The 21,190-nt window shown below is 60.6% G+C and carries 21 protein-coding genes; 11 read left to right on the top strand and 10 right to left on the bottom strand.

Annotation, left to right across the window (positions count from 1 at the left end; all coding sequences use genetic code 11):
• Nucleotides 1-132: 132 nt before the first annotated feature.
• Nucleotides 133-1,287 (top strand): acetylornithine deacetylase, encoded by a 1,155-nt coding sequence (argE, locus tag ACSQ26_RS13960; RefSeq protein ID WP_436009713.1) that lies wholly within the window; start codon nt 133-135, stop codon nt 1,285-1,287.
• On the opposite strand, the gene ACSQ26_RS13955 is transcribed toward argE, so the two are convergent.
• Entirely contained in the window at nt 1,284-2,513 is a 1,230-nt protein-coding gene (locus ACSQ26_RS13955; RefSeq protein ID WP_436009711.1) for a flavin-containing monooxygenase, read from the bottom strand. The genes argE and ACSQ26_RS13955 overlap by 4 nt on opposite strands.
• 264 nt (nt 2,514-2,777) lie before the next feature.
• Here ACSQ26_RS13955 and ACSQ26_RS13950 point away from each other — a divergent pair, with 264 nt between their 5' ends.
• Nucleotides 2,778-3,197: a RidA family protein gene (locus ACSQ26_RS13950; RefSeq protein ID WP_436009709.1), complete on the top strand. Its 420-nt coding sequence runs from the start codon at nt 2,778-2,780 to the stop codon at nt 3,195-3,197.
• 9 nt (nt 3,198-3,206) lie between these two features.
• Nucleotides 3,207-3,881 carry a DUF1028 domain-containing protein gene (locus ACSQ26_RS13945; RefSeq protein WP_436009707.1) on the top strand — a complete coding sequence of 225 codons (675 nt, stop codon included), beginning with the start codon at nt 3,207-3,209 and terminating at the stop codon, nt 3,879-3,881.
• Between the two features lie 63 nt (nt 3,882-3,944).
• Here ACSQ26_RS13945 and ACSQ26_RS13940 read toward each other — a convergent pair whose 3' ends face one another.
• On the bottom strand, nt 3,945-4,082 hold the full coding sequence (locus ACSQ26_RS13940; protein ID WP_436009705.1) for a hypothetical protein: 138 nt from the start codon (nt 4,080-4,082) through the stop codon (nt 3,945-3,947).
• 149 nt (nt 4,083-4,231) lie between these two features.
• Here ACSQ26_RS13940 and ACSQ26_RS13935 point away from each other — a divergent pair, with 149 nt between their 5' ends.
• The 7 genes from ACSQ26_RS13935 to ACSQ26_RS13905 all read left to right on the top strand — a co-directional run bounded on the left by ACSQ26_RS13935 (nt 4,232) and on the right by ACSQ26_RS13905 (nt 12,035).
• A complete protein-coding gene (locus tag ACSQ26_RS13935; RefSeq protein ID WP_436015268.1) occupies nt 4,232-5,176 on the top strand; it encodes a LysR substrate-binding domain-containing protein in 945 nt (314 codons plus the stop codon).
• Nucleotides 5,177-5,385: 209 nt separating this feature from the next.
• Nucleotides 5,386-6,369 (top strand): ABC transporter substrate-binding protein, encoded by a 984-nt coding sequence (locus tag ACSQ26_RS13930; protein ID WP_436009703.1) that lies wholly within the window; start codon nt 5,386-5,388, stop codon nt 6,367-6,369.
• Nucleotides 6,370-6,481: 112 nt separating this feature from the next.
• Complete coding sequence (locus tag ACSQ26_RS13925) at nt 6,482-7,279, top strand: ABC transporter permease (protein ID WP_436015266.1); 798 nt, start codon at nt 6,482-6,484, stop codon at nt 7,277-7,279.
• Nucleotides 7,280-7,296: 17 nt separating this feature from the next.
• Nucleotides 7,297-8,094 (top strand): ABC transporter ATP-binding protein, encoded by a 798-nt coding sequence (locus ACSQ26_RS13920; RefSeq protein ID WP_436009701.1) that lies wholly within the window; start codon nt 7,297-7,299, stop codon nt 8,092-8,094.
• 8 nt (nt 8,095-8,102) lie between these two features.
• Nucleotides 8,103-9,704: a GMC family oxidoreductase gene (locus tag ACSQ26_RS13915; protein WP_436009699.1), complete on the top strand. Its 1,602-nt coding sequence runs from the start codon at nt 8,103-8,105 to the stop codon at nt 9,702-9,704.
• 175 nt (nt 9,705-9,879) lie between these two features.
• Complete coding sequence (locus ACSQ26_RS13910) at nt 9,880-10,566, top strand: calcium-binding protein (RefSeq protein WP_436009697.1); 687 nt, start codon at nt 9,880-9,882, stop codon at nt 10,564-10,566.
• Nucleotides 10,567-10,832: 266 nt separating this feature from the next.
• Nucleotides 10,833-12,035 (top strand): adenylate/guanylate cyclase domain-containing protein, encoded by a 1,203-nt coding sequence (locus tag ACSQ26_RS13905; protein ID WP_436009695.1) that lies wholly within the window; start codon nt 10,833-10,835, stop codon nt 12,033-12,035.
• A gap of 16 nt (nt 12,036-12,051) precedes the next feature.
• On the opposite strand, the gene ACSQ26_RS13900 is transcribed toward ACSQ26_RS13905, so the two are convergent.
• The 7 genes from ACSQ26_RS13900 to ACSQ26_RS13870 form a co-directional block, all read right to left on the bottom strand.
• Nucleotides 12,052-13,686 carry an amidohydrolase gene (locus tag ACSQ26_RS13900; RefSeq protein WP_436009693.1) on the bottom strand — a complete coding sequence of 545 codons (1,635 nt, stop codon included), beginning with the start codon at nt 13,684-13,686 and terminating at the stop codon, nt 12,052-12,054.
• 18 nt (nt 13,687-13,704) lie between these two features.
• The gene (locus ACSQ26_RS13895; protein ID WP_436009691.1) at nt 13,705-14,361 is read right to left on the bottom strand and encodes a dimethylsulfonioproprionate lyase family protein; all 657 of its coding nucleotides are present in this window, start codon (nt 14,359-14,361) and stop codon (nt 13,705-13,707) included.
• A gap of 4 nt (nt 14,362-14,365) precedes the next feature.
• Nucleotides 14,366-15,205 carry an ABC transporter permease subunit gene (locus tag ACSQ26_RS13890; RefSeq protein ID WP_436009689.1) on the bottom strand — a complete coding sequence of 280 codons (840 nt, stop codon included), beginning with the start codon at nt 15,203-15,205 and terminating at the stop codon, nt 14,366-14,368.
• The gene (locus ACSQ26_RS13885) at nt 15,205-16,140 is read right to left on the bottom strand and encodes an ABC transporter permease (protein WP_436009687.1); all 936 of its coding nucleotides are present in this window, start codon (nt 16,138-16,140) and stop codon (nt 15,205-15,207) included. The genes ACSQ26_RS13890 and ACSQ26_RS13885 overlap by 1 nt, the downstream gene beginning before the upstream one ends.
• A 256-nt stretch (nt 16,141-16,396) precedes the next feature.
• Nucleotides 16,397-17,515 (bottom strand): ABC transporter ATP-binding protein, encoded by a 1,119-nt coding sequence (locus ACSQ26_RS13880; protein WP_436009685.1) that lies wholly within the window; start codon nt 17,513-17,515, stop codon nt 16,397-16,399.
• A 48-nt stretch (nt 17,516-17,563) separates the two neighbouring features.
• Nucleotides 17,564-18,667: a polyamine ABC transporter substrate-binding protein gene (locus ACSQ26_RS13875; protein WP_436009683.1), complete on the bottom strand. Its 1,104-nt coding sequence runs from the start codon at nt 18,665-18,667 to the stop codon at nt 17,564-17,566.
• Nucleotides 18,668-18,696: 29 nt separating this feature from the next.
• On the bottom strand, nt 18,697-19,845 hold the full coding sequence (locus ACSQ26_RS13870) for an aromatic ring-hydroxylating oxygenase subunit alpha (RefSeq protein WP_436009681.1): 1,149 nt from the start codon (nt 19,843-19,845) through the stop codon (nt 18,697-18,699).
• A 321-nt stretch (nt 19,846-20,166) separates the two neighbouring features.
• On the opposite strand from ACSQ26_RS13870, the gene ACSQ26_RS13865 reads away from it, so the two are divergent.
• The gene (locus tag ACSQ26_RS13865; protein WP_436009679.1) at nt 20,167-20,850 is read left to right on the top strand and encodes a TetR family transcriptional regulator C-terminal domain-containing protein; all 684 of its coding nucleotides are present in this window, start codon (nt 20,167-20,169) and stop codon (nt 20,848-20,850) included.
• A 2-nt stretch (nt 20,851-20,852) separates the two neighbouring features.
• Here ACSQ26_RS13865 and ACSQ26_RS13860 read toward each other — a convergent pair whose 3' ends face one another.
• Nucleotides 20,853-21,185, bottom strand: a complete 333-nt coding sequence (locus tag ACSQ26_RS13860; protein ID WP_436009677.1) for a hypothetical protein — start codon at nt 21,183-21,185, stop codon at nt 20,853-20,855.
• Between the last annotated feature and the right edge of the window lie 5 nt (nt 21,186-21,190).

Genomic DNA, 21,190 nt, shown 5'->3' with positions numbered 1-21,190 from the left:
CACAGTAGGACTGAGCCAGGATGTCTGGCGACGATTGCGCCTGGATTCGAAGCTGCATATCATCACCATCCGCCACGGCCGACAGCGGCCGCCCGCCCAACCCCTCGATTCCGATGATGAACACGATTTGACATGACCCACGTTTACGAAATATTCGACCGCCTCATCGCCTTCCCGACCGTCAGTCGCGATGGCAATATCGAGCTTATCCGCTACATCGCCGATTTCCTGAGCGGCGCCGGCATCGAGGCCGAACTCTACCCGCATAGGGATGGCGACCGGGCGTCGCTGTTCGCGACTGTCGGCCCGCACAAAAGCGGCGGCGTCGTGCTGTCGGGTCATACCGATGTCGTGCCGGTCGAGGGGCAGGCATGGACCAGCGATCCCTTCCGCCTGACACGGCGCGAGGACCGGCTGTTTGCGCGTGGCGCGGCCGATATGAAAGGCTTCGTCGCCTGCGCGATCGAAGCGCTGGTGGCCGCCAAGGATGAGGATTTGGCGCGCCCGCTGCACGTCGCCTTCTCCTATGACGAGGAGATCGGCTGCGTCGGCGTGCGCCCGATGTTGGCCGAGCTCGCGGCCGCCGGCATACGGCCCGAATGGGTGTTGATCGGTGAGCCAACCTCGATGCAGGTCGCCACCGGCCACAAGGGCAAGACGGGCATCCGCGCCACCTGCAAGGGCCACGCCGCACATTCGGCGCTGGCACCGACCGGCCTCAACGCAATCCATCTTGCATCCGACTTGCTGACCGGCATTCGCGAGATGCAGGCCGAGATCGAGCGCACCGGGCGCCGCGACGATGACTACGACGTCCCCTATACGACGCTTCATGCCGGCGTCATCAAGGGCGGCACGGCGCTCAACATTGTGCCCGACAATTGCGAGATGCTGTTCGAGATCCGCAACATCGCGGGCGATGATCCGAAGTCGATCATGGATCAGTTCTTCGATCGCGCGGAAGTCATTGTTTCAAAATCGAAAAGCCGGTTCCCCGAAGCCGAGATCAGACTCGAGATCTTCAACGAATATCCCGGTCTCGGCACCGACGAGGCGGGCGCTGTGGCGGAGCGGGCGATCACCTTGTCCGGCCAGTCCAACCGCATCAAGGTTGCCTTCGGCACCGAGGGCGGGCTGTTCCAGGAAGTGCTCGGCACCACCGCGATCGTCTGCGGCCCGGGCAGCATGGACCAGGGCCACAAGCCGGATGAATTCGTCAGCGTCCAGCAGATGGAGGAATGCCGCAGCATGTTGCTGCGCGTGACCGATACGCTCAGGGCAGATTAACGGCTCCGCGCGGCGATGTGTTCGGCGATGTTCTTGGCATCGCCCCATGCGCCCCAGATGAAGGCCGAGGCCCGGCGCGACAGCCATGACAGGCCGACGAAGTAGAGGCCGGGGATGGGGGAGACACCATCCTTGTGAACGGGGCGGCCCTTCGCATCGAAATCACCCACTTTCAGCCAGCTGAAATCGAGCGCATAGCCGGTTGCCCAGATGATCGATGTCACGCCGGCCTTGGCGAGATCGAGTTCGAGCACTGGATTGATTGCGCATTCGGGGGCCGGCCCGATGACGCGGGCATCCGGCTCTTCAGGAAAATCCAGCCCCTCGCGAACGGCATACGCATCGGCGGCATCAAGCACGGAGAGGTAGTCCGCGTCGCCAGCCGCAATGTTTTTCGCCAGATCCGGCGCAAAACGCATCACGCCATCCTGATAAGCCTCCGCGCGTCCGACCAGCGTGATACCGCCGGCGGCAAGTTTGCGGAAATCCACGGTATGGCCGCCGCGCGCGCCGCTGACCGCAATCGTCACATGTTCCAGGGCAGGGTCGTAAGTCTTGACATCCCAATGCCCGAGCGCACCCAGCCACCAGACGAAATCGCGACCGCGATAGGCTCGTGGCGGCCGGTTGTGCGGGCCGACGGAGAGATAGACCGTCCGTCCCGCACGCGCCAGTTCGTCGGCGATCTGGGTGCCGGATGAGCCGGCGCCGATCACCATAACGGCTCCATCAGGCAATTGGCCGGGATTGCGATAGGCGACGGAATGGATCTGCAGGATCGCGGTCTCGGACGGCACGAGGACGGGAATGATGGGCTTCTGGAACGGTCCCGTCGCGGCAATCACGTTTTTCGCTTCGATCACGCCTTGCGAGGTCTCTGCGCGAAAGCCCGAGCCATCCTCCATCCGGGCGAGCGACGTGACCTCGACGCCGCAACGGATCGGTGCTGCGATCTGCTCGGCAAAGGCCTCGAAATAGCCGACGATCCTGTCGCGCGGGGCGAAACTGTCGGGATCCAGGTTGGCAAATTCCATGGTGGGAAAGCGGTCGTGCCAGGCGGGACCATTGGCAACGAGCGAATCCCAGCGTTCGCTACGCCAGCGCTCGGCAATCCGGCTCCGCTCGACAAGCAGATGGGGCACTTTGTTATTTGACAGGTGCTCGCTCGCCGCGAGCCCCGCCTGGCCGCCACCGACGATGAGCGTGTCGACTTTTTCAACCGTCATAGGCCGGCTCCCTGCTCGAACTCAAACTTTGCGCCCGGAATTGCAGGTGCAGGAAAATGTCTAGTCGAAGCCCTTGGTTCGGGAAATAATGATTTATATCGCTCTTGCTTTGGATATCTTGATGTAGTGTTCGGCCTAACCAGTCCGATTGATTGGTTCGGAATTTCCGATGCAAAATCCACGGAAAGTCTTCTTTCCTTATTGGATCGGATATGGCTCCAATGACCATGTCGAACCATGTTCAACGCCAGGAATGGAATCGTTATGCCCACCCACAAGCGCATCCGGATGTTCAACACGAAAGACACCTACCCGGAACAGAAACTCGACAACGACCTCTGCCAGGTGGTGGTTGCCAAAGGGACGATGGTGTTCGTGCGCGGCCAGATCGGCCAGAACCTCGACACAGCGGAAAATGTCGGCATCGGCGATGTCGTCGCCCAGACGGAGCAGGCCATGGCGAATATCAAGATGCTGCTCGACGAGGCCGGCTCGGAACTCTCCCATATCTGCAAGATCACCATCTATCTCGTCGATCCGCGCTACCGCGAGGCGGTCTATCGTGTGATCGGCAAGTGGCTGAAGGGCGTGTTTCCAGTCTCCACCGGCGTGGTGATCTCGGCGCTCGCCCGGCCGGAATGGCTGGTCGAGGTCGACGTGACGGCGGTGATTCCGGATGCGTGAGGCCCGCACATGACCTTCTCGATCATCGCCCGCTGCGCCGGGACCGGCATGATGGGCATCGCCATCTCCTCGTCCTCGCCTGCTGTTGCCGCACGCTGCGCCCATGCCCGCGCTGGCGTCGGCGTGGTGGCAACACAGAATATCACCGATCCCTCCCTCGGGCCGAAGGGCCTCGATCTGATGGCAAGCGGTCTCTCGTCCGATGCGGCGCTCGACAAACTGTTCGATGGTTATTCGAACGCGCCCTGGCGGCAGATCATGCTGCTCGACAAGAATGGCAACACTGCCCAGCATTCCGGCGAGCACACGCTCGGCGTCAACAATCTCGCGCAGGGCAAGGATTGCGCAGCGGGCGGCAACCTGCTGGCCAGTCCCGACGTGCCCAAAAGCATGGTCGCGGCTTTCGAGGCGTCCACGGGCCATCTCGGCGACCGGCTGCTGACCGCGATGCGCGCGGCATTGTCCGCCGGTGGTGAAGCCGGGCCGGTGCAGTCGGCCGGCATGCTGATCGTCCACCAAGTCTCATGGCCGGTGGCTGATCTGCGCGTCGATTGGGCCGAGGACGACCCGATCGGCGAACTCGAAACGCTCTGGGGCATCTACAAGCCGCAGCTCAACGACTATGTCATGCGTGCGCTCAATCCGTCGGGCTCGCCCAGTTACGGCGTGCCGGGGGATGAATGAGAATTAGATAGGGAAGATTCCACCGAACCTCTTCCGACAGGCCGGAGGGCTTAATCTTTGGCGTCAGAACAGCCCGCGGAAGAAGCCTTCGATCATGTTCCAGATCGAGGACGCCTCGGCGATGATGAGCCTGATGTAGTAGCCATTGAGCAGGAACAGGTCATACGCGATGAGCCCGGCCGCGATGAGGATAATGACCATTTGCCGCAAACGAATCTCCTCTCTATGGCACCATTCTGCACCATACAGCCTGCAATTGCACCCCCGCACCGAGCACTTTTGAAACGCTATGCATTTGACAAACCGACGCAAACGCTGAAACTGGTGATGAACCGATAATGGCCCGCTCGATGCGCTTCACACTCCGACAGCTCGAATATTTCATTGCCGCCGGGGAGACGGGTTCGATCACCCATGCCTCAGAGCGCATCAACATCTCCCAGCCGTCGATCTCCACCGCCATATCGCAGCTCGAGCAGGAGCTCGACACCCAGCTCTTCATCCGCCACCACGCCCAGGGCCTGTCGCTGACGCCCGCCGGCCGGATCATGCTCATGGAGGCCAAGCGGCTGGTGGAGCAGGCGGAGTCGCTCTATGCGGCGGCGTCCGAGGCGAGCGAGGAGGTGCGCGGCCAATTGAATGTCGGCTGCCTCACCACGCTGGCGCCGATGGTGCTGCCCGAGCTCTCCATCTCCTTCATGTCGGCCTTCCCCCGGGCCTCGATCCGGCCGCATGCCGATCACCAGGAGATGCTGCTCAACGGCCTGCATCGGGCGATGATCGATGTTGCCATCACCTACGACCTGCAAATCCCTGCGGATATCGAATTCACGCCGCTGGTCGACCTGCCGGTCCATGCGATCGTCGGCGAGAGCCATCCGCTGGCGCGTCACTCGGCGGTGACGTTGTCCGAACTCGCTGAATTACCGCTGATCCTACTCGACCTGCCGCTGTCGGCGGAGTATTTCACGGCGCTCTTCATGAAAGAGGGGCTGTCGCCGAACATCGCCTTCCGCTTCAGCCAGCCAGACATCATCCGCACGATGGTCGCCAATGGCTATGGCTATTCGCTGGCCAATGTCACGCCGCGTTCCGATACTGCGCTCGACGGCCGCAAGGTGGTGCGGGTGAGGTTGTCCGGCGAAAACCGGCCGATGACGATCGGCTTTGCCACGCTCAAGCAACTCAAGAAGTCGCGGCTGCTCGCAGCCTTCGCCACGCACGCGAAATCCTTCATTTCGGACGCCTATATTCCCGGCATGGTGGCACCCGCCATGGGTCAGAAGAAGCGCTGAAGCTAAGGCTTGGTCTGATTAGGCAATGCCTAAGCAGATGCGCCGAAAATGCTTATTTTTCCGATGCGGGTTTGATGCTTTGCTGCTGCAATCAAGAGCCGGCACGTCACGCTTGAATTGTTCGCGGGCTGGGCTCATGATCGAAAAGACGGGAAAAGGCGCGGAAAGCGCAGGCATATAACGCCACTCAACCAGAGACAGGGAACGCTATGACAAAGACACTTTCGCGCTGGCTCAAAGCCTCCATTGCCGGCGGCGTGGCACTCGTTGCCGCCACCGCAGCCGATGCCGGCACTATGAAGCTCGGCATGACCACCTGGGTCGGCTATGGCCCGCTCTTCCTCGCCCGTGATAAGGGCTTCTTCAAGGAAAATGGCCTCGAGATCGATCTGCAGATCATCGAGGAAGCCTCGATCTACATGGCGGCGGTTGCTGCCGGCGAGCTTGACGGCAATGCGTCGACCATCGACGAGATCATGAAATACCGCTCGCCGGAATTCTGCTTCAAGGCGGTCTATGCGCTCGATGACAGCCATGGCGGTGACGGCATTCTCGCACCCGAAGGCGTGAAATCGCTTGTCGACCTCAAGGGCAAGGAAGTCGGGATGAACGAAGGTTCGGTCTCGCAGTTCTGGTTCAACATCCTGCTCAAGCAGGAAGGCCTGACGGAATCCGATTTCAAGATCACCAACATGACCGCCGACGATGCCGCCGCCGCTTTCATGGCTGACCGCATTCCTGTCGCGGTAACCTGGGAGCCGCATTTGACGCTCGCCAAGAACGCCAAGAAGGGCCAGGTCCTGATCGACTCGTCCAAGACGCCGGGCGCGATCGTCGATGTCGTGGCGCTCAACTGCGCCTATATCGAGAAGAATCCCAAGGACGTGGAAGCGCTCGTCAAGGGCCTCTACAAGGCCAACGAGTTCATCAAGACGAATCAGAAGGAAGCCTACGAGATCATGGCCAAGGGCGTCGGCGGCTGGCTCTCCAAGCCCGAGGATTTCACATCTTCCGCGGCGGGCGTGAACTTCTATGGCGTCGAGCGCAATGCCGAATTCTTCAAGGATGGCAAGGACGGCGAATCCGGCAAGCTGGTGACGCTCGGCGGTGAGATCTGGGGCTCCTTCAAGAAGCTGAAGATGGACGTCAAGTATGACGACCTGGTCGACACGACCTTTCTTGGCGCCAAGTAAGACCAGCGCATTCTTCCCAAATATCGGACGCGGATCCATGCCGCCCGCGTCCGGCCTCCCTTCTTGACGTCCCGGACTTCAGAAATGGCCGGGAACGAGGACCGTTGACGTGATGAGACAATCGCTGCTGAAGGATATCAGCACCCCCTTTCGTGCCATTCCCAAATGGGTCGCGATCCTGCTGTCGATCCTGATCTGGGTCTTGGTGATCGGCCTGTGGTTCGCGGTCACCTATTCGGGTTTCGTCCGCGAGATGTTCCTGCCGAAGCCCGACAAGGTGGTCGAAACCACGATCAGCATGGCCATGGACGGCTCGCTTTGGGAGCATGTCTTCTCCAGTGTCCAGGTGGTCCTGATCGGCTTCGTCATATCCAGCATCGTGGCGGTGCCGCTCGGCCTGGTCATGGGCACCTACAAGATCGTCCAGAGCTTCCTCGATCCGCTGGTCAATTTCATCCGTTACCTGCCAGTCACGTCGCTTGTGCCGCTCTCCATTCTCTGGATCGGCATCGGCATCGAACAGCGCGTGGCGATCATCATCTTCGGCATTTTCTTCCAGCAACTGGTGATGATGGCGGATGCGGCGCGCTCGGTGCCGCGCGATCTCGTCAATGCCGCCTACACGCTCGGCACCAGCCGGACGGAAACCGTCTTCCACATCGTCATGCCCGCCACGCTGCCGCAGGTGCTCGATATCCTGCGCGTCACCATGGGCTGGGCGTGGACCTATCTCGTCGTCGCCGAACTCGTCGCCGCGCGCAGCGGGCTTGGCTATATCTCGCTCAAGGCCATGCGTGGCTTCCAGGTCGATGTGATCTTCATGGCAATCGCCCTGATCGGCATATTGGGTCTCCTGACCGATCAGATTTTCCGACTGACGCGCCGTTTCGTTGCCCCCTGGGCCGTCTAGATAATGAAGGTTTGATAATGCTGATGGCCGCAACCGACCAGAGAAGTGCCGATATATCCGTCGACCAGGTGACGCTCCGCTACGGCGAGGGCGATGGCTCGGTCCTGGCGCTGTCGGACATTTCCTTGCATGTCGCGAAAAACGAGTTCTGCGTGATCGTCGGCCCGTCCGGCTGCGGTAAGTCGAGCCTGCTCTACTTGATCGCGGGCCTTGAGGATCGCTCGGCCGGCGATATCCGGGTCGGCAATCGCACGATTGTGGAGCCGGGTCCCGATCGCGGCATGGTGTTCCAGGCCTATACGCTGTTTCCCTGGCTGACGGTGGCGCAGAATGTCGAGTATGGCCCCAAACGCAAAGGCATCCCTGCCGCCCAGCGCAAGGAGATCGTCGATTACTATCTCGGCGAGATCGGCCTGACCAAGTTCGCCGGTCATTATCCGTCGCAGCTTTCGGGCGGTATGAAACAGCGCGTGGCGATCGCGCGCGCCATGGCCAACGATCCCGAAGTACTGCTGATGGACGAGCCCTTCGGAGCGCTCGATAGCCAGACCCGGCACACGATGCAGAAGTTGCTGTTACGTGTGTGGGAACACAGCAAGAAGACCGTGCTCTTCGTCACCCACGATATCGACGAGGCGATCCTGCTCGCCGACCGCGTGCTGGTCATGTCCGGCCGGCCGGGCGTGATCAAGAAGGAGATCGTGGTCGATTTCCCGCGTCCGCGCTCGATCGATATCGCGCTCGAACCGGATTTCATCGCCCGCAAGCGCGAGATACTGGAACTGCTCCGCCACGACGAAGACGAGGAGCATTGAGCCACGCCATGGAAGACGCCGTGTTCGACTATATCGTGATCGGCGCGGGCTCGGCCGGCTGCGTGCTCGCCAACCGGCTCTCCGCCAACCCGGCGCATCGGGTCTGTCTGATCGAAGGCGGCGGCAGCGACAACGACATAAGGGTCAAGGTACCCGCCGGCATTCTAGCGCTCTACGGCAACAAGCGTTTCGACTACGGCTATTACGGTACGCCGCAACCCGAGATGAACAACCGCCGCCTGCCGGTCAATCGCGGCAAGGCGCTGGGCGGCTCGTCCTCGATCAATTCGATGATCTATATCCGGGGAGCCAAAGAGGACTACGACGAATGGGCGAGCCTCGGTTGCTCCGGCTGGTCCTATGCCGACGTGCTGCCGGTGTTCAAATCCCTCGAAAAGAACCTGCTCAATCAGGATGCCGATTACCACGGCTTCTCGGGCGAATTGCTCGTCGACAAGCCTCGTGATCCAAACCCCCTCTCGAAAACCTGGGTCGAGGCGGGCAGGCAGATCGGCCTGTCGGAGAACACGGATTTCAACGCCGAGAGCCAGCTCGGCCTCGGCATCTACAACGTCACGCAGGATCGCGGCCAGCGCTTCTCCGCCTACACCGCCTTTGTCAAGCCAATCCGCAACCGTTCGAACCTGACCGTACTCACCGGTGCCGAAGTGCTGGATCTGGCGATCGACAAGCGCCGCGTCACCGGCGTGCACATCATGAGGGACGGCGTGCCCGCGACGATCGCCTGCCGTGGCGAGGTGGTGCTGAGCGCTGGCGCCATCGGTAGCCCACGTATCCTGCTGGCATCCGGCATCGGCCCGGCCGCATCGCTCCAGAAGCTCGGCGTCCATTCCCGCGTCGATCTTGCGGGCGTCGGCCAGAACCTGCGCGATCATATCGACGGCATGATCACCGTCCGCTCGAAAAGCCGGGATACGCTTGGCTTGAGCTTTCCCAATGCGGCCGCGATCCTCGCGAGCCCCTTCCGCTATTTCGGCAAGCGCATGGGCATGCTGACCACCAACTATGTCGAGGCCGGCGGCTTTGCCCGCACGAAATATTCCAATGGCGTGCCTGATATCCAGTTTCATTTCGTCCCCGGCTATCGCAGCCATCGCGGCAGGCTGGTCGAATACGGCCACGGCTTCGCAGTCCACACCTGCGTGCTCCGGCCGAAAAGCATCGGCGAGATCACCTTGGCCGATGACGGCACACGCAAGAACGTCCTGATTGATCACCGGTTCTTTACATCAGAGGAAGACTGGCGGACGCTGGTGGAGGGCATCAAGATCGCCCGCTCGATTTTCGCGGCACCCGCCTTCGCGCCGCTCGAGGGCAATGAAATCCTGCCCGGTCCCGGCGTCCAGACCGATGACGAAATCCTCGCCTATCTCCGCGCCGAAGCGCTCACCGTCTACCATCCCGTCGGCACGGTGAAGATGGGGACCGATGACATGGCGGTCGTCGATCCCACATCGCTCAAGGTGCGGGGCACGGAAAATCTCCGCGTCGCCGATGCCTCCGTCATGCCGACGTTGATTGGCGGCAACACCAATGCACCGTCGATGATGATTGGTGAAAAGTGCGCGCGGGCGATGCTTCCCGCCTGAAAAGACTGATCAGTGTATCGGGGTCTTCTCCGTGTTGCCTCCCGTGATAGGGTATTTCAATAATACGCCTTCATCTCTTAGGCATTGGAATAGTACGCCCGTACGTCATTAGCGTTTGCAATTTGCATTCTTCCAATTTTATGCCACATTCCAATGGATAGATTGGAGAACTGCAATGGCAAGGATTCAGTTCAAATTTTCCGCGCCGAACACCGACTATTTCAACGCCTTTTATTCGGCCGGTCAGCCGCTTACTATTGATGATCACTCGGGACGATCAGCAAGATTCATTGAGACCAGCGGTGGAGCGGACCAAATAATTCTATTTGGTGAAAATTTTACCTACAGCAGCAATAATATTGTCGGTGGCGTGATCGAAAGGATTGTTTTTTCCAACGTCAGTGGCGCTGGATACGCAACCATTTCCGGTCTGAATATAAATGCCAAACAATTTGACGATGCAGCCCCGCTTTCATTTAACGCTTTGCTTGAAGCGGCAACCAAGGGCGATGATCTCGCCAAGGGTTCGAACGATAACGATTTCCTGTATTCGGGATTGGGCAATGATCGTCTTGTTGGCTTGGATGGGGAGGACGAATTCCTTGGCTATGCCGGTCGCGACCGCATGACGGGCGGTGAGGGTTCGGATGTATTCCGTTTTCTTCACAATGACGGAAGGGACGTGATTACTGATTTTGACGCAAATGGCGGCACAGGGAATCAAGACTTCATCAAAACCATGTTGGAATTTGAAATCCGGAAATCGGGCATTAATACCGTGATAGATTTTGGTGAGGGTAACATGGTGACGCTTCTGAATGTGAAGCTATCAGATGTCGATATTTCCGATTTCATACTATGAGTGCGGCTTTGCAATGACGTTTCTCGCCATTTGATTTGATGGTGTTCCAAGCAGGACTATCTAGACCTGCCTCTGAACGTGGAGTTTACCGAAATCCAGAAGGGAGAGAACCTCGTCCTGGACTTCGGCGAGGGTGACACGCTCACTCCGCTCGGCGTCAAGGCGAAGGATTCGGGGAGGAAGATATCCTTTCCGTCATGTAAGCACTCTTGCGAATTGCATCCATCGCCTTTACCCATGGGCCGGTAATGCCCGAGGTGGAACCCATGCAAGAAGGCGAGATCGAGATTCTGCACTGGCTGGCTGGCGCCGGTCTGCGGGGCGAAGAGCCGAACGAGATATTCTGGAGCTTCTGCGAGCGATGCAACAATATCGGCATCCCGGTCGCTTATGCCGTCGGGTTGATGGACACGCTGCACCCGGAATTCGAGGGCCATGCCTTTGAGTGGAAGTCGGAAGACACCAAGGTCCGGCCGCTCCGAACCTATGCGTCCACTGAAGCCGGCCAGACCCGTGCGAACTGGGAAAACTCGGTCTTCAATTACCTGATGACATCGGGCGAGACGGAAGTGCGCCGCGAGATCTGGAAGGGCGCACCGCTCGATTTCTACCGGCTGCCGCAACTCAGCGAAGAGGGCTATACCGACGTCGTCGCCCGCATCGAGCGGTTTACGAAGAAGGGCAGCATCGGGGCAATGGACTCCGTCTACATCATATGGGCGACGCGGGAGCCTGAAGGCTTCAGCGAGGATCACCTCCATGTGCTGCGGCGGTTTCTGCCGACGCTTGCGCTGGCGCTCAAGAGCGTCGGCAGCATCCGAATCGTCAAGACGCTGGCGCGCGTCTATCTCGGCCAGGATGCGGCGACCCGCGTCATCGACGGGCAGGTTGCACGCGGCCAGGCCGAGATGATCGATGCGGTGATCTGGCTGTCCGACCTCAAGAACTTTACCGCAATCACCGACGCTGCGCGCCCTGAACAGATCCTCCCGCTGCTCAACGATTATGCCTCGGTCGTCATCAGCGCGCTGCATCGCAACGGCGGCAATGTGCTTAAACTGATCGGCGATGGCGTGCTGGCGACATTCAAGGGACCCGACGCTACTGCTGCCGCATCACGCGCACTGAAAACCGAACGCGAATTGCGCCGCGACTTCGAATATCTCAACCAGCGGCGCGCCGCGCGAGGCGAGCCCTGCACTGGCGTCTATGTCGGGCTGCACAAGGGGCAGATGTTCTATGGCAATGTCGGTAGCCGCAACCGGCTCGATTTCACCGTCGTCGGCCCCGCCGTCAACGAGGTCAGCCGCATCTGCACCATCTGCAAGACCACCGATAACGACGCGCTCGTGTCAGCCGATTTCGTCGACGCCTGCGACCCCGCCGCCCGCGAAAAGCTGGCATCGCTCGGCCAGTTTTCGCTGCGCGGCGTGAGCGAGCCGATGGAACTGTTTACGGTGGAGCACTAACGGCGGCGCGAGTTCACTAGCCGCCGAAACCTTTGTCCCGGTGAACTTCCCTACCACCCAGCAGCGTCAGCATCACCTCGGTGTCCCCGATATCGTAGACATCGCAGGTGAAGATATCGCGGTCGAGAATGATGATGTCGGCATATTTGCCCGGCGTCAGCGAACCGGTATCGGCCGAACGCCAGGCGGCCTCCGCCGCGTGGATCGTGTAGCCCTTGACGCATTCCTCGCGTGTCATCCGTTGCTCCGGCAGGAAGATCGGATGGGTCTTCGGTCGGCCGGGCGGCTGCCGGGTGATCGCGGTTTCCATGATCTCGAACGGATTGAGCGTCGAGACGCCCCAATCCGACGACAGCGCATAGGGCGCGCCGGCATCGATCAGCGAGCGGAAGGCGTACATCCATTTGCCGCGCGCGTTCCCGACCATCGGCAGCGCGACATCGGTGACCGAGGGCTCGTGCCGCGCCCAAAGGGGCTGGATGTTCATCATCGCGCCGAGTTCGTGGAAGCGGGGAATGTCCGAGGGATCGATGCATTGCACATGGGCGATCTGGTGCAGGCTCGGCCAGCGGCCGTTGGCCTTGCGTGCCGCCTCCATGCCATCGAGGGCGGCACGTACAGCATAGTCGCCGATCGTATGGACATGCAGTTGGAAGCGCGCGGCGTCGAAGGCGGTGAAGAGTTCGAGTATCTGGTCGTAATCGAACATCAGCGGTGCGTTGCCGCCGAGGCTGTCCGAGTAGTCCTCGAGCATGGCGCCGGTGCGATTTTCCAGCACGCCGTCGAGGAAGAATTTCGCCGAATGCACGGTGAACATCTCGGACTGGTGCGCGGCGCGATAGGCCGAGATGCGGGCCAGCGCATCGGCGGTCGCTTCATGTGGCTCGACACGGGCTGTGGCGCGGACGCGAACGGTGAGCGCGCCGGCTTTCTCCAGCCCGTCATAGACCCGCACATGCCGGTCGGCGACCGAAGCGTCGAGCACGCCGGTTATGCCATGGCGGTTCGCGAGCGCGGCGGCATATTTGACGCCGAAGGCGAAGTCCTCGTCATCAGGTTGCGGCATGCGGGCGTCGGCCCATTTGATCGCATCCTCGTGCAACATGCCGGTCGGCACGCCGTTTTCGTCCAGCACGAAATGCCCGTTCGGCGGATCGGCGAGGCCCTTGACCAGCCCGACAAATTCGCAGGCGAGCGAATTCATGCAGGCATTGTGGCCGTCCGAGGCGAGGATGAAGCTTGGACGATCCGGCACGGCGCGGTCCAGTACCTCGCGGGTCAGGTTGTGGTCGGTGAAAATGCCGGTATACCAGCCGACGCCATCGACCCATGGCCGGTCATGCGAGGCGGCGAAGGCGCGCATGATCGCCACCAGTTCGTCGATCGTCCGCGCTTCATCCAGCGCGGCATTCTGTCCATAGCCCTGTCCGGAATCCTGCAAATGGATATGCGTGTCCTGGAAACCCGGTAGGACGAGGCGCCCACCGGCATCGATCACGCGGGTGGCACTCGTTGCCAGCGCCTTGATCTCGGCCGTCGTACCGAGCGCGATAACGCGCCCACCAGTCGCTGCCAGTGCTTCCGCCTTCGGCGTCAGCGGGTCCATGGTCACGATATTGCCGTTGATGATGATCAGATCGGGGGAGGGCATGATGCTGCTTTCAGGATTTCAGGCGTGGGGATTGTCGGCTTCGAGCGCGGGCCAGTCGTCGCACGGCACCATCTCGGCCGGGACGTTGATGTCTTTCGTCCAGCCGAAGACGCAGAAATAGGGATTTGGACCCGCCTTGAAGGCGTGCTGCGCCCATGGCTCGTTCCATTGCGGTTGGTGCGAGGAATGCCAATTGAGCGGCTCACCGGACTTGAAGCGCCAACCATGTGGCGCGGTCAGCGGCACATACAGTTCGGGCGCGGCATGCCGATGGTCGCGATAGAGGATGTTCGGTCCGAAGCCGAACAAGCCGAGATCGAAATTCGTGGCGCCGATCTGCCCGCCTTCGCCGATCAGCGAGGCCATGGTGTGGTTCTCGGCATAGACATCGCCGATCAGTTCGCGCGGATAGGGATCGTATGCCATCCATTCGAGATAGGGCATGGCGGCGCGGATGGCCGAGGCGAGGGAACGGTCGCCGTGGGCGTCCATCCAGTCGAGCGCGGCATCAACATGCGCAACCTGCTTTATCCGCTTCGGCGTCACCTCTCGGATCGGTCCGCCCTTCCATCTGGCTATCCCGGCGCGGACGTCGGCTATCCCTGGACCATCGAAACGCCCGAGATAGGTCTCGATCTCGTCGATCAGATTGCGGATCGCAATTTCCCTGTTCATGAATTCACTCATTCGCTGCGGTCGCCATATGGATGTCGCGGTCGCGCCGCCGCTCCGCCCGCATCATGATGATGCCGGCAATGCCGACGCAGATGCCGACGATGATGATGACGATCGAGGCGAGCGCGTTGATATCGGGAGTCACGCCGAGCTTGACTTTCGACCAGATCAGGATCGGGAGCGTGGTCGCGCCCGGGCCGGTGGTGAAGTTGGTGATCACGACGTCGTCGAGCGAGATGGTGAAGGCGAGCAGCCAGCCCGACATGATCGCCGGCATGATGATCGGCAGCGTCACGTCCTTCAGCACCTGCCAGGGCTTCGAGCCGAGATCCATCGCGGCCTCCTCGATCGAAATATCCATCGAGGTGAGGCGCGACTGCACGATCGTCGTCACGAAAGTCAGCGAGAAGGTGATGTGGGCGATGGTGACCGTCGTGAAGCCGCGCTTGCTCGGCCAGCCGATATATTGGCCCATCAGGATGAACAGCATCAGCATGGAAATGCCGGTGATGACCTCCGGCATGATCAGCGGCGCGGTGACGAAGCCGGAGAAGATCGTGCGGCCGCGAAAGCGCTTGAAGCGGGCCAGTGCAATGCCGGCCATCGTACCCAGTATCGTGGCGATCGTGGCGCTGACCAGAGCGATCTCGAGCGACAGCAGGGCCGCATTCATGACCTGCTTGTTGGCGAACAGCTTCCAGTACCACTCGGTCGAGAACCCGCCCCAGACGGTGGCAAGCCGCGACCTGTTGAACGAGAAGAAGATCATCGACAGGATCGGGATATAGAAGAAGGCGAAGCCGATGAAGAGGCAGGTCTTCAGGAAATAGTGCTTCTGGTTCATCAGCCGTTCTCCCGTCCGGCTTGGGCCTTGGCATCGAAATGGCTGTAAGCCATCATCGGGATAACGAGTAGGAGCAACAGCGCCACGGCGACCGCGGCGGCCATCGGCCAGTCGCGCGCCGAGGAGAATTCGTCCGAAATCACCCGCCCGATCATCGGGTCATAGGCGTTGCCGACGAGGCTCGGGATCACCAGCTCGCCGGAGGCTGGAATGAACACCAGCAGTCCACCGGCGATGATGCCGGGGATCGAGAGCGGCAGCGTCACATCGCGGAACACCTGGCTCGGCCGCGAGCCGAGGTCCATCGCCGCCTCGTTCAGCGTGTTGTCGAGCTTTTCGAGATTGGCGTAGAGCGGCAGGATCATGAACGGCAGGTAGGTATAGACCATGACCAGGATGACCGCGAAATTCGAGTTCATCATGGGAATGGAGGTCAATTCCCAGCTCTGCGGGACAAGCGTGTTCCAGATCGAGGTCAGGCCCTTGTTGAACCAGCTGTTGGAGCCCATCAGGCCCATCCAGGCGTAGACGCGCAGCAGGAACGAGGTCCAGAACGGCAGGATGACGAGGATCAGCAGGAAGCTGCGCCAGCTGCGGCTGACGCGGGTCAGGCCCAGCGCCATCGGATAGCCGATGAGCAGGCAAAGAGCGGTGGCAATCGCGGCATTGTAGACCGAGACGAAATAGGCCCTGATATAGAGCGTGTCGGTGAACAGGCGCCCGTAGCCTTCGAGATAGATCCAGGGAAATTCCGGCTTGAATGCGAAGGGCGGAGAAATCGGTGCCGTCTTGCCGAGGCTGATCCACACGATGATCAGGAACGGAATGAAGAAGAAGATGGTGAGCCAGACATAGGGCGTGGCGATGATGACCTGGCGCCAGCCATTGCCGTTGAACCAGCGGGAGAGGGCGGAGGCGTGGGCGGGTTCGTTCATACTGCGGCCCTCGAGTTAGCTCTCCTCTTCTCCCCTTGGGGAGAAGGTGGCCCGAAGGGTCGGATGAGGGGTTGCGCGAAGCGCCATGGACGCGTTTGGGAACCCCTCATCGCCTCGCATGCGCTCGGCACTTCTCCCCAAGGGGAGAAGAGGGCACTTGCGGCAACCGATGGCGTTCCATATGCGATTGCCCTGCCCTTGAGGGGGAGATGCCCGGCAGGGCAGAGGGGGGTATCACGAAGCACAAGCATCACCCTCAATCCCTCAACAAAATCACGGACGAGGGCTCGAAGGACAGCCAGACCCGGTCTTCCCACTGCGCCACGCGCTCGCTCTCGGCGGCGCGCCGGGAATTCACATTGTTGACGGCGATCACCGTGCCGCTGTCGAGCTTGATGCGGTAAAGCGAATCCTTGCCGAAATAGCCGAGATCCTGCACCGTGCCCTGCACCGCGTTGGCCCCCGCAATAGGCTGGTCTCGGGTGATGTGGATCTTTTCCGGCCGCACGGCGACCTTGATCTTCTCGCCCTGGCGGATCGTCGAACTTTGCGGCGCGGTCACCGTCGCGCCAAGCTTCGGCACCACCACCGATGCCGTGCCGTTCATCGCTAGCACCTCGCCGTCGAACATATTGATCGAGCCGATGAAGCCCGCGACGAAGGCGCAGTTGGGATATTCGTAGACTTCGGTCGCCGAACCGATCTGGCGCACTTCCCCCTTGTCCATGACGGCGATGCGGGTGGCGAGCGTCATCGCCTCTTCCTGGTCGTGGGTCACAACGACGAAGGTGATGCCTGTCTTGTCCTGGATATTGGCAATCTCGAACTGGGTATGCTCGCGCAGCTTCTTGTCGAGCGCGCCGAGCGGCTCGTCGAGCAGCAGCACCTTCGGATGCTTGGCGAGCGAGCGGGCGAGCGCCACGCGCTGGCGCTGGCCGCCGGAGAGCTGGTGCGGTTTGCGATGGCCGAGTTCGGAAAGCTGCACGAGATCAAGCATCTGCCTGACGCGATCCTTGCGTGCCGCTTCGCTCATCCTGTCGTGCTTGAGGCCGTATCCCACATTCTTCTCGACTGTCATGTGCGGGAACAGCGCGTAGGACTGGAACATCATGTTGACCGGCCGCTCATAGGCCGGCACGCCGGTCATGTCCTTGCCGTCGATGAAGATCCGGCCCGATGTCGGCGTTTCGAAGCCGGCCAGCATCCTCAGAAGCGTGGTTTTGCCGCAACCGGAGCCGCCGAGAAGGGCGAAGAGCTCGCCCTTGGCGATGTCGATCGACACATTCTTGACAGCGGGCAGGCCCGCAAAGGTTTTCGTGACATTTTCGATTTTCACGAAGGCCTTTGAATTGGCCTGCTCGTTGCTTTGAATCATGATGACCTCGATTGCGAATTCGTCCGACAGTGAAATGAAAGGCGGGCCTCAGCCCGACTTCACATCCGTCCAGACGCGGGTCAGCGCGCGTTCCTGCTCTTCGGTCTGGGCCTTGGTGACGAACAGGCGGTTCATCGTCTCGGCATCCGGATAGACCGCAGGGTTGTTGGCGACCGCTGGATCGAGGAAGGGCTTGGCCTTGGCGTTGGCGTTGGCATAGTTGGTGAAGTTCGAGCACTTGGCGGCCACTTCGGGCTGCAGCATGTATTCGATGAACTTATAGGCGTTGTCGACGCTTGCCGAATCCGACGGGATGCACATCGTGTCGACCCAGGCGGGCGAACCCGTCTTCGGCACGTAGTAGGCGAGGTTGATCTCGACACCGGCTTCCTTGGCGCGCGTCTTGGCCGTGGCATAGTCGCCCGACCAGTTGTTGATGAGGCAGAGTTCCTTGTTGGGAATGGCGTTGAGATAGTTCGAATTGTCGAAGGTCTTGATGTACTGGCGGATCGGCTTGAAGACCTCCGCGGCGGCGCGGTAGTCGGCCTCGGTCGCGGTGTTCGGGTCCTTGCCGATATACTTCAGCACCATGTACATGATGTCCGTCGGGCTATCGAGCACGGATATGCCGCAATCGGCGAGCTTCGCGGCATTCTCCGGCTTGAACAGAATGTCGAGCGATTGAAGGTCGGCGTTGGGGAGCCGCTCCTTGACCATGTCGAGGTTGAAGCTCAGGCCCACCGAGCCCCACATATATGGCGCCGCATATTCGTTGCCGGGGTCCCAGGTCTCCATGATCTTCAGGATCGCCGGATCGAGATTGCTCCAGCCCGGCAGCTTGGTCTTGTCCAGCTTGTGGTAGATTTTTGCCTTGATGAAGTTCGGAAGGCTCACGCCGGCCATGAAGACGACGTCGTAACCGGTTGAACCCGCAAGCATCTTGGCCTGCATCTCCTCGGCCGAGGAATAGTTGTCATAGGTCACCGCAATGCCGGAGGCATTCTGGAAATCCTCGATCGTCGTCTCGCCGATATAGTCCGCCCAGTTATAGACATTGAGCGTGCCTTCGGCGCGTGCGCGCCGGATAAAGGGTGCCGAAAGGGCCGTGGCGCCGATCAGGGTGAGTGCTGTGCGTCTGGTAATTTCAGTCATGGTCTCGACCTCTTCTCTTTCCTCTGGAGCTAGTTCTGTTCCATGCGATCGCGGATCCATGACTGGAACCGGTAGACATCGAATTCCTGCGGCATCAGCACGCCTTCGGTGAATTTCGAGGATTTGAGGCCGCGCTGGTTCATCTCGCAAGCCGCGCCGTCCTGGCTCATCACCAGGGTTGCGAAATCCACCACATTGCCGAGGTCGAAATCGGGCTGGGCGAGGGTTTCAGCGGGAAACAGCCATTCGGCCTTGAGTTCGGTTCTCTCGGGGCCAAGCGGCTTGAGCGACACGGCTCTGATGTAATCGACATGGGCGACGATGAACATTGTCGGCACCAGGGTCACGAAGGTCTGGCCGGCATCGCGCTCGGCCTGGGTCAGCGTGACGAATTCCGGGCCGCAGGCCAGCCCATTCATCGACCATGTCATCGCGCCTTCGCGGAGCGCATGTTCCGCTTCCTGCTCCGGCGTCCAGTCGGGTGCTTCGTTCGCGGCCATGTAGCCCTTGGAGTAGATCGGCACGGCGGCCGAGAGTTCGGGATGGATGCCCGGACAATGCAGGCATTCATTGTAGTTTTCCCAGAAGACCTTCCAGTTGCAGTCGAGCGTCTTGGTAAATGTGTGGCCGGTGACGAGGCTCTCCGTCGGCCAGTTGTCGAGGGCGTGCGCGCCGAGGTCGGGCACATCTGCGAAATCCGGCGGGTCGTCCGCCAGGCAGAGGTAGATGAAGCCGTTCCACAGTTTCACATGCACCTTGAAGAGGGTGAAGTCGCCCTTGTCGAAATCCGGCGTGATCGACACGAAGGGCGTACGCACCAGCCTGCCGTCGAGCCCGTAGCTCCACTGGTGATAGGGACAGGCGATCAGCCGGGAATTCAATTTGCGCTCCGGCTCGGCGCAGAGTTCGGAACCGCGATGCCGGCAGGTATTGTGAAAGGCGGTGATCGTGCCTTCGCGGTCGCGCACCAGGATCAGGTTCTGTCCAGCGATCTCGATGCGGCGCATGGTCATTACGGGCAGATCGTTGACGCGGCCGGCATAGACCCAGCTTCGCGCCCAGATCGTCCTCTGCTCGGTGGCGAACCAGTCGGCATCATAATAGGCGAGGGCAGGGAGCGAAGGCTCGCAATGAGGAAGAAGCGGGGATGCCGGGTGGGGGATCTGCATCTGGTTCATTGCGCGCTCCTCTTTCTCAACAAAGTTCGTAGGAAGAGGACATCAGGAATTCGAGGCACTGAACGGGCCCCGAAAACAGCAACGGCACGACGGCGGCCGCGATCACGGTCGGTCCACATGCATCCAGCATGATCCGGTCATCTCCCAATTGCCAGTTCCCTATCGGCCGCTTTTGCGGGTCGCATCATCGTTGGCGCCTAGCTTTTTTCATTTTGACTGAACTGTCAATCAATAAATTTCACCACATGGGGTCGATTTTTTTGTTTTTTTCGTTCAGGATTTGATTTCAACGAATGCGAATGCAATGGGGCGAGCCTGCGCATGGAAGAGAGCAAACTTGCGGTTATCGAGCAATCGCCGCGCAAGGCGAGCCGCGAATTCCGTCGCCAGCAGTTCATCGATGCGACGATCGCAACGCTTGCCCGGGTCGGCTTTTCACGCGCGACGCTGACGGAAGTGGCCGCAACCGCCGGCCTGTCGCACGGCCTGATCATCTTCCACTTTCAGACGAAAGAAAAGCTGCTCACCGAAACGCTACAATACATGGCGCGCGAGTACCGGGACAATTGGGTCCAGGCGCTCGAAGCGGCGCCGAAGACGCCGGCCGCACAGATGGAGGCGCTGATCCGTGCCGATATCGATGACACGATCTCTGCACCGGAGCGGATGGCCGCATGGTCCGCGCTCTGGGCCGAAGCGCAGAGCCGGCCCATCTACCAGGAGAACTGTGCCGCGTTTGACCTCGAATATCTTCATACCATCGAAAAGCTCTGTGCTGAATTGACGGAGGAGGGCGGCTATCCTTCGCTGCCCGTACATGCGGCGCGCGCGATCCGCGTGACGCTGAACGGCATGTGGTTCGATCTGATGACGATGACCGGACCCTACACTCGCGAAGAGTCGCTGCAGACCATGTTCAACATGCTGATGGCCTTCTATCCCCGGCATTTCGACCACACGGGTGCGCTGGAACACGGTCGGCGCGCCGCATCCCAGCCGATGTAAATCTAGTGGAGCACGAGTTCGGGGAAGCGTTGACCCAGCTCACTCTCCGATGCGACTGACTCGGGCGATGTCGTCAGAAGCACCGAGAGCGGCGCCGTCGCGTCAAGGTGGTCTTCGGCATGCACGGACTGCCGGCTGCCGTCCTCGCGGATCAACACCGCTTCGGACTTGAAACCGCGCGCCATCAGCCAGTCGCGCGGCAGGCTGACTTCGATATGCACACTGGTGCGTGCACCGTCGTCGAGTGGCCTTGCAATGACGTGATAGGAGACTGGCGACACGGTGCCGCCGACATCGATCGCGCCCGTTCCATCGGCCTGGTTGATACTGGTCATGTCCT

The sequence above is a fragment of the Rhizobium sp. LjRoot254 genome, assembly GCF_964254105.1.
In the GTDB taxonomy this organism is placed as follows: Bacteria; Pseudomonadota; Alphaproteobacteria; order Rhizobiales; family Rhizobiaceae; genus Rhizobium_E.
The sequence above is the reverse complement of the archived record's forward strand: the minus strand, read 5'-3'. Positions and strand labels throughout refer to the sequence as shown.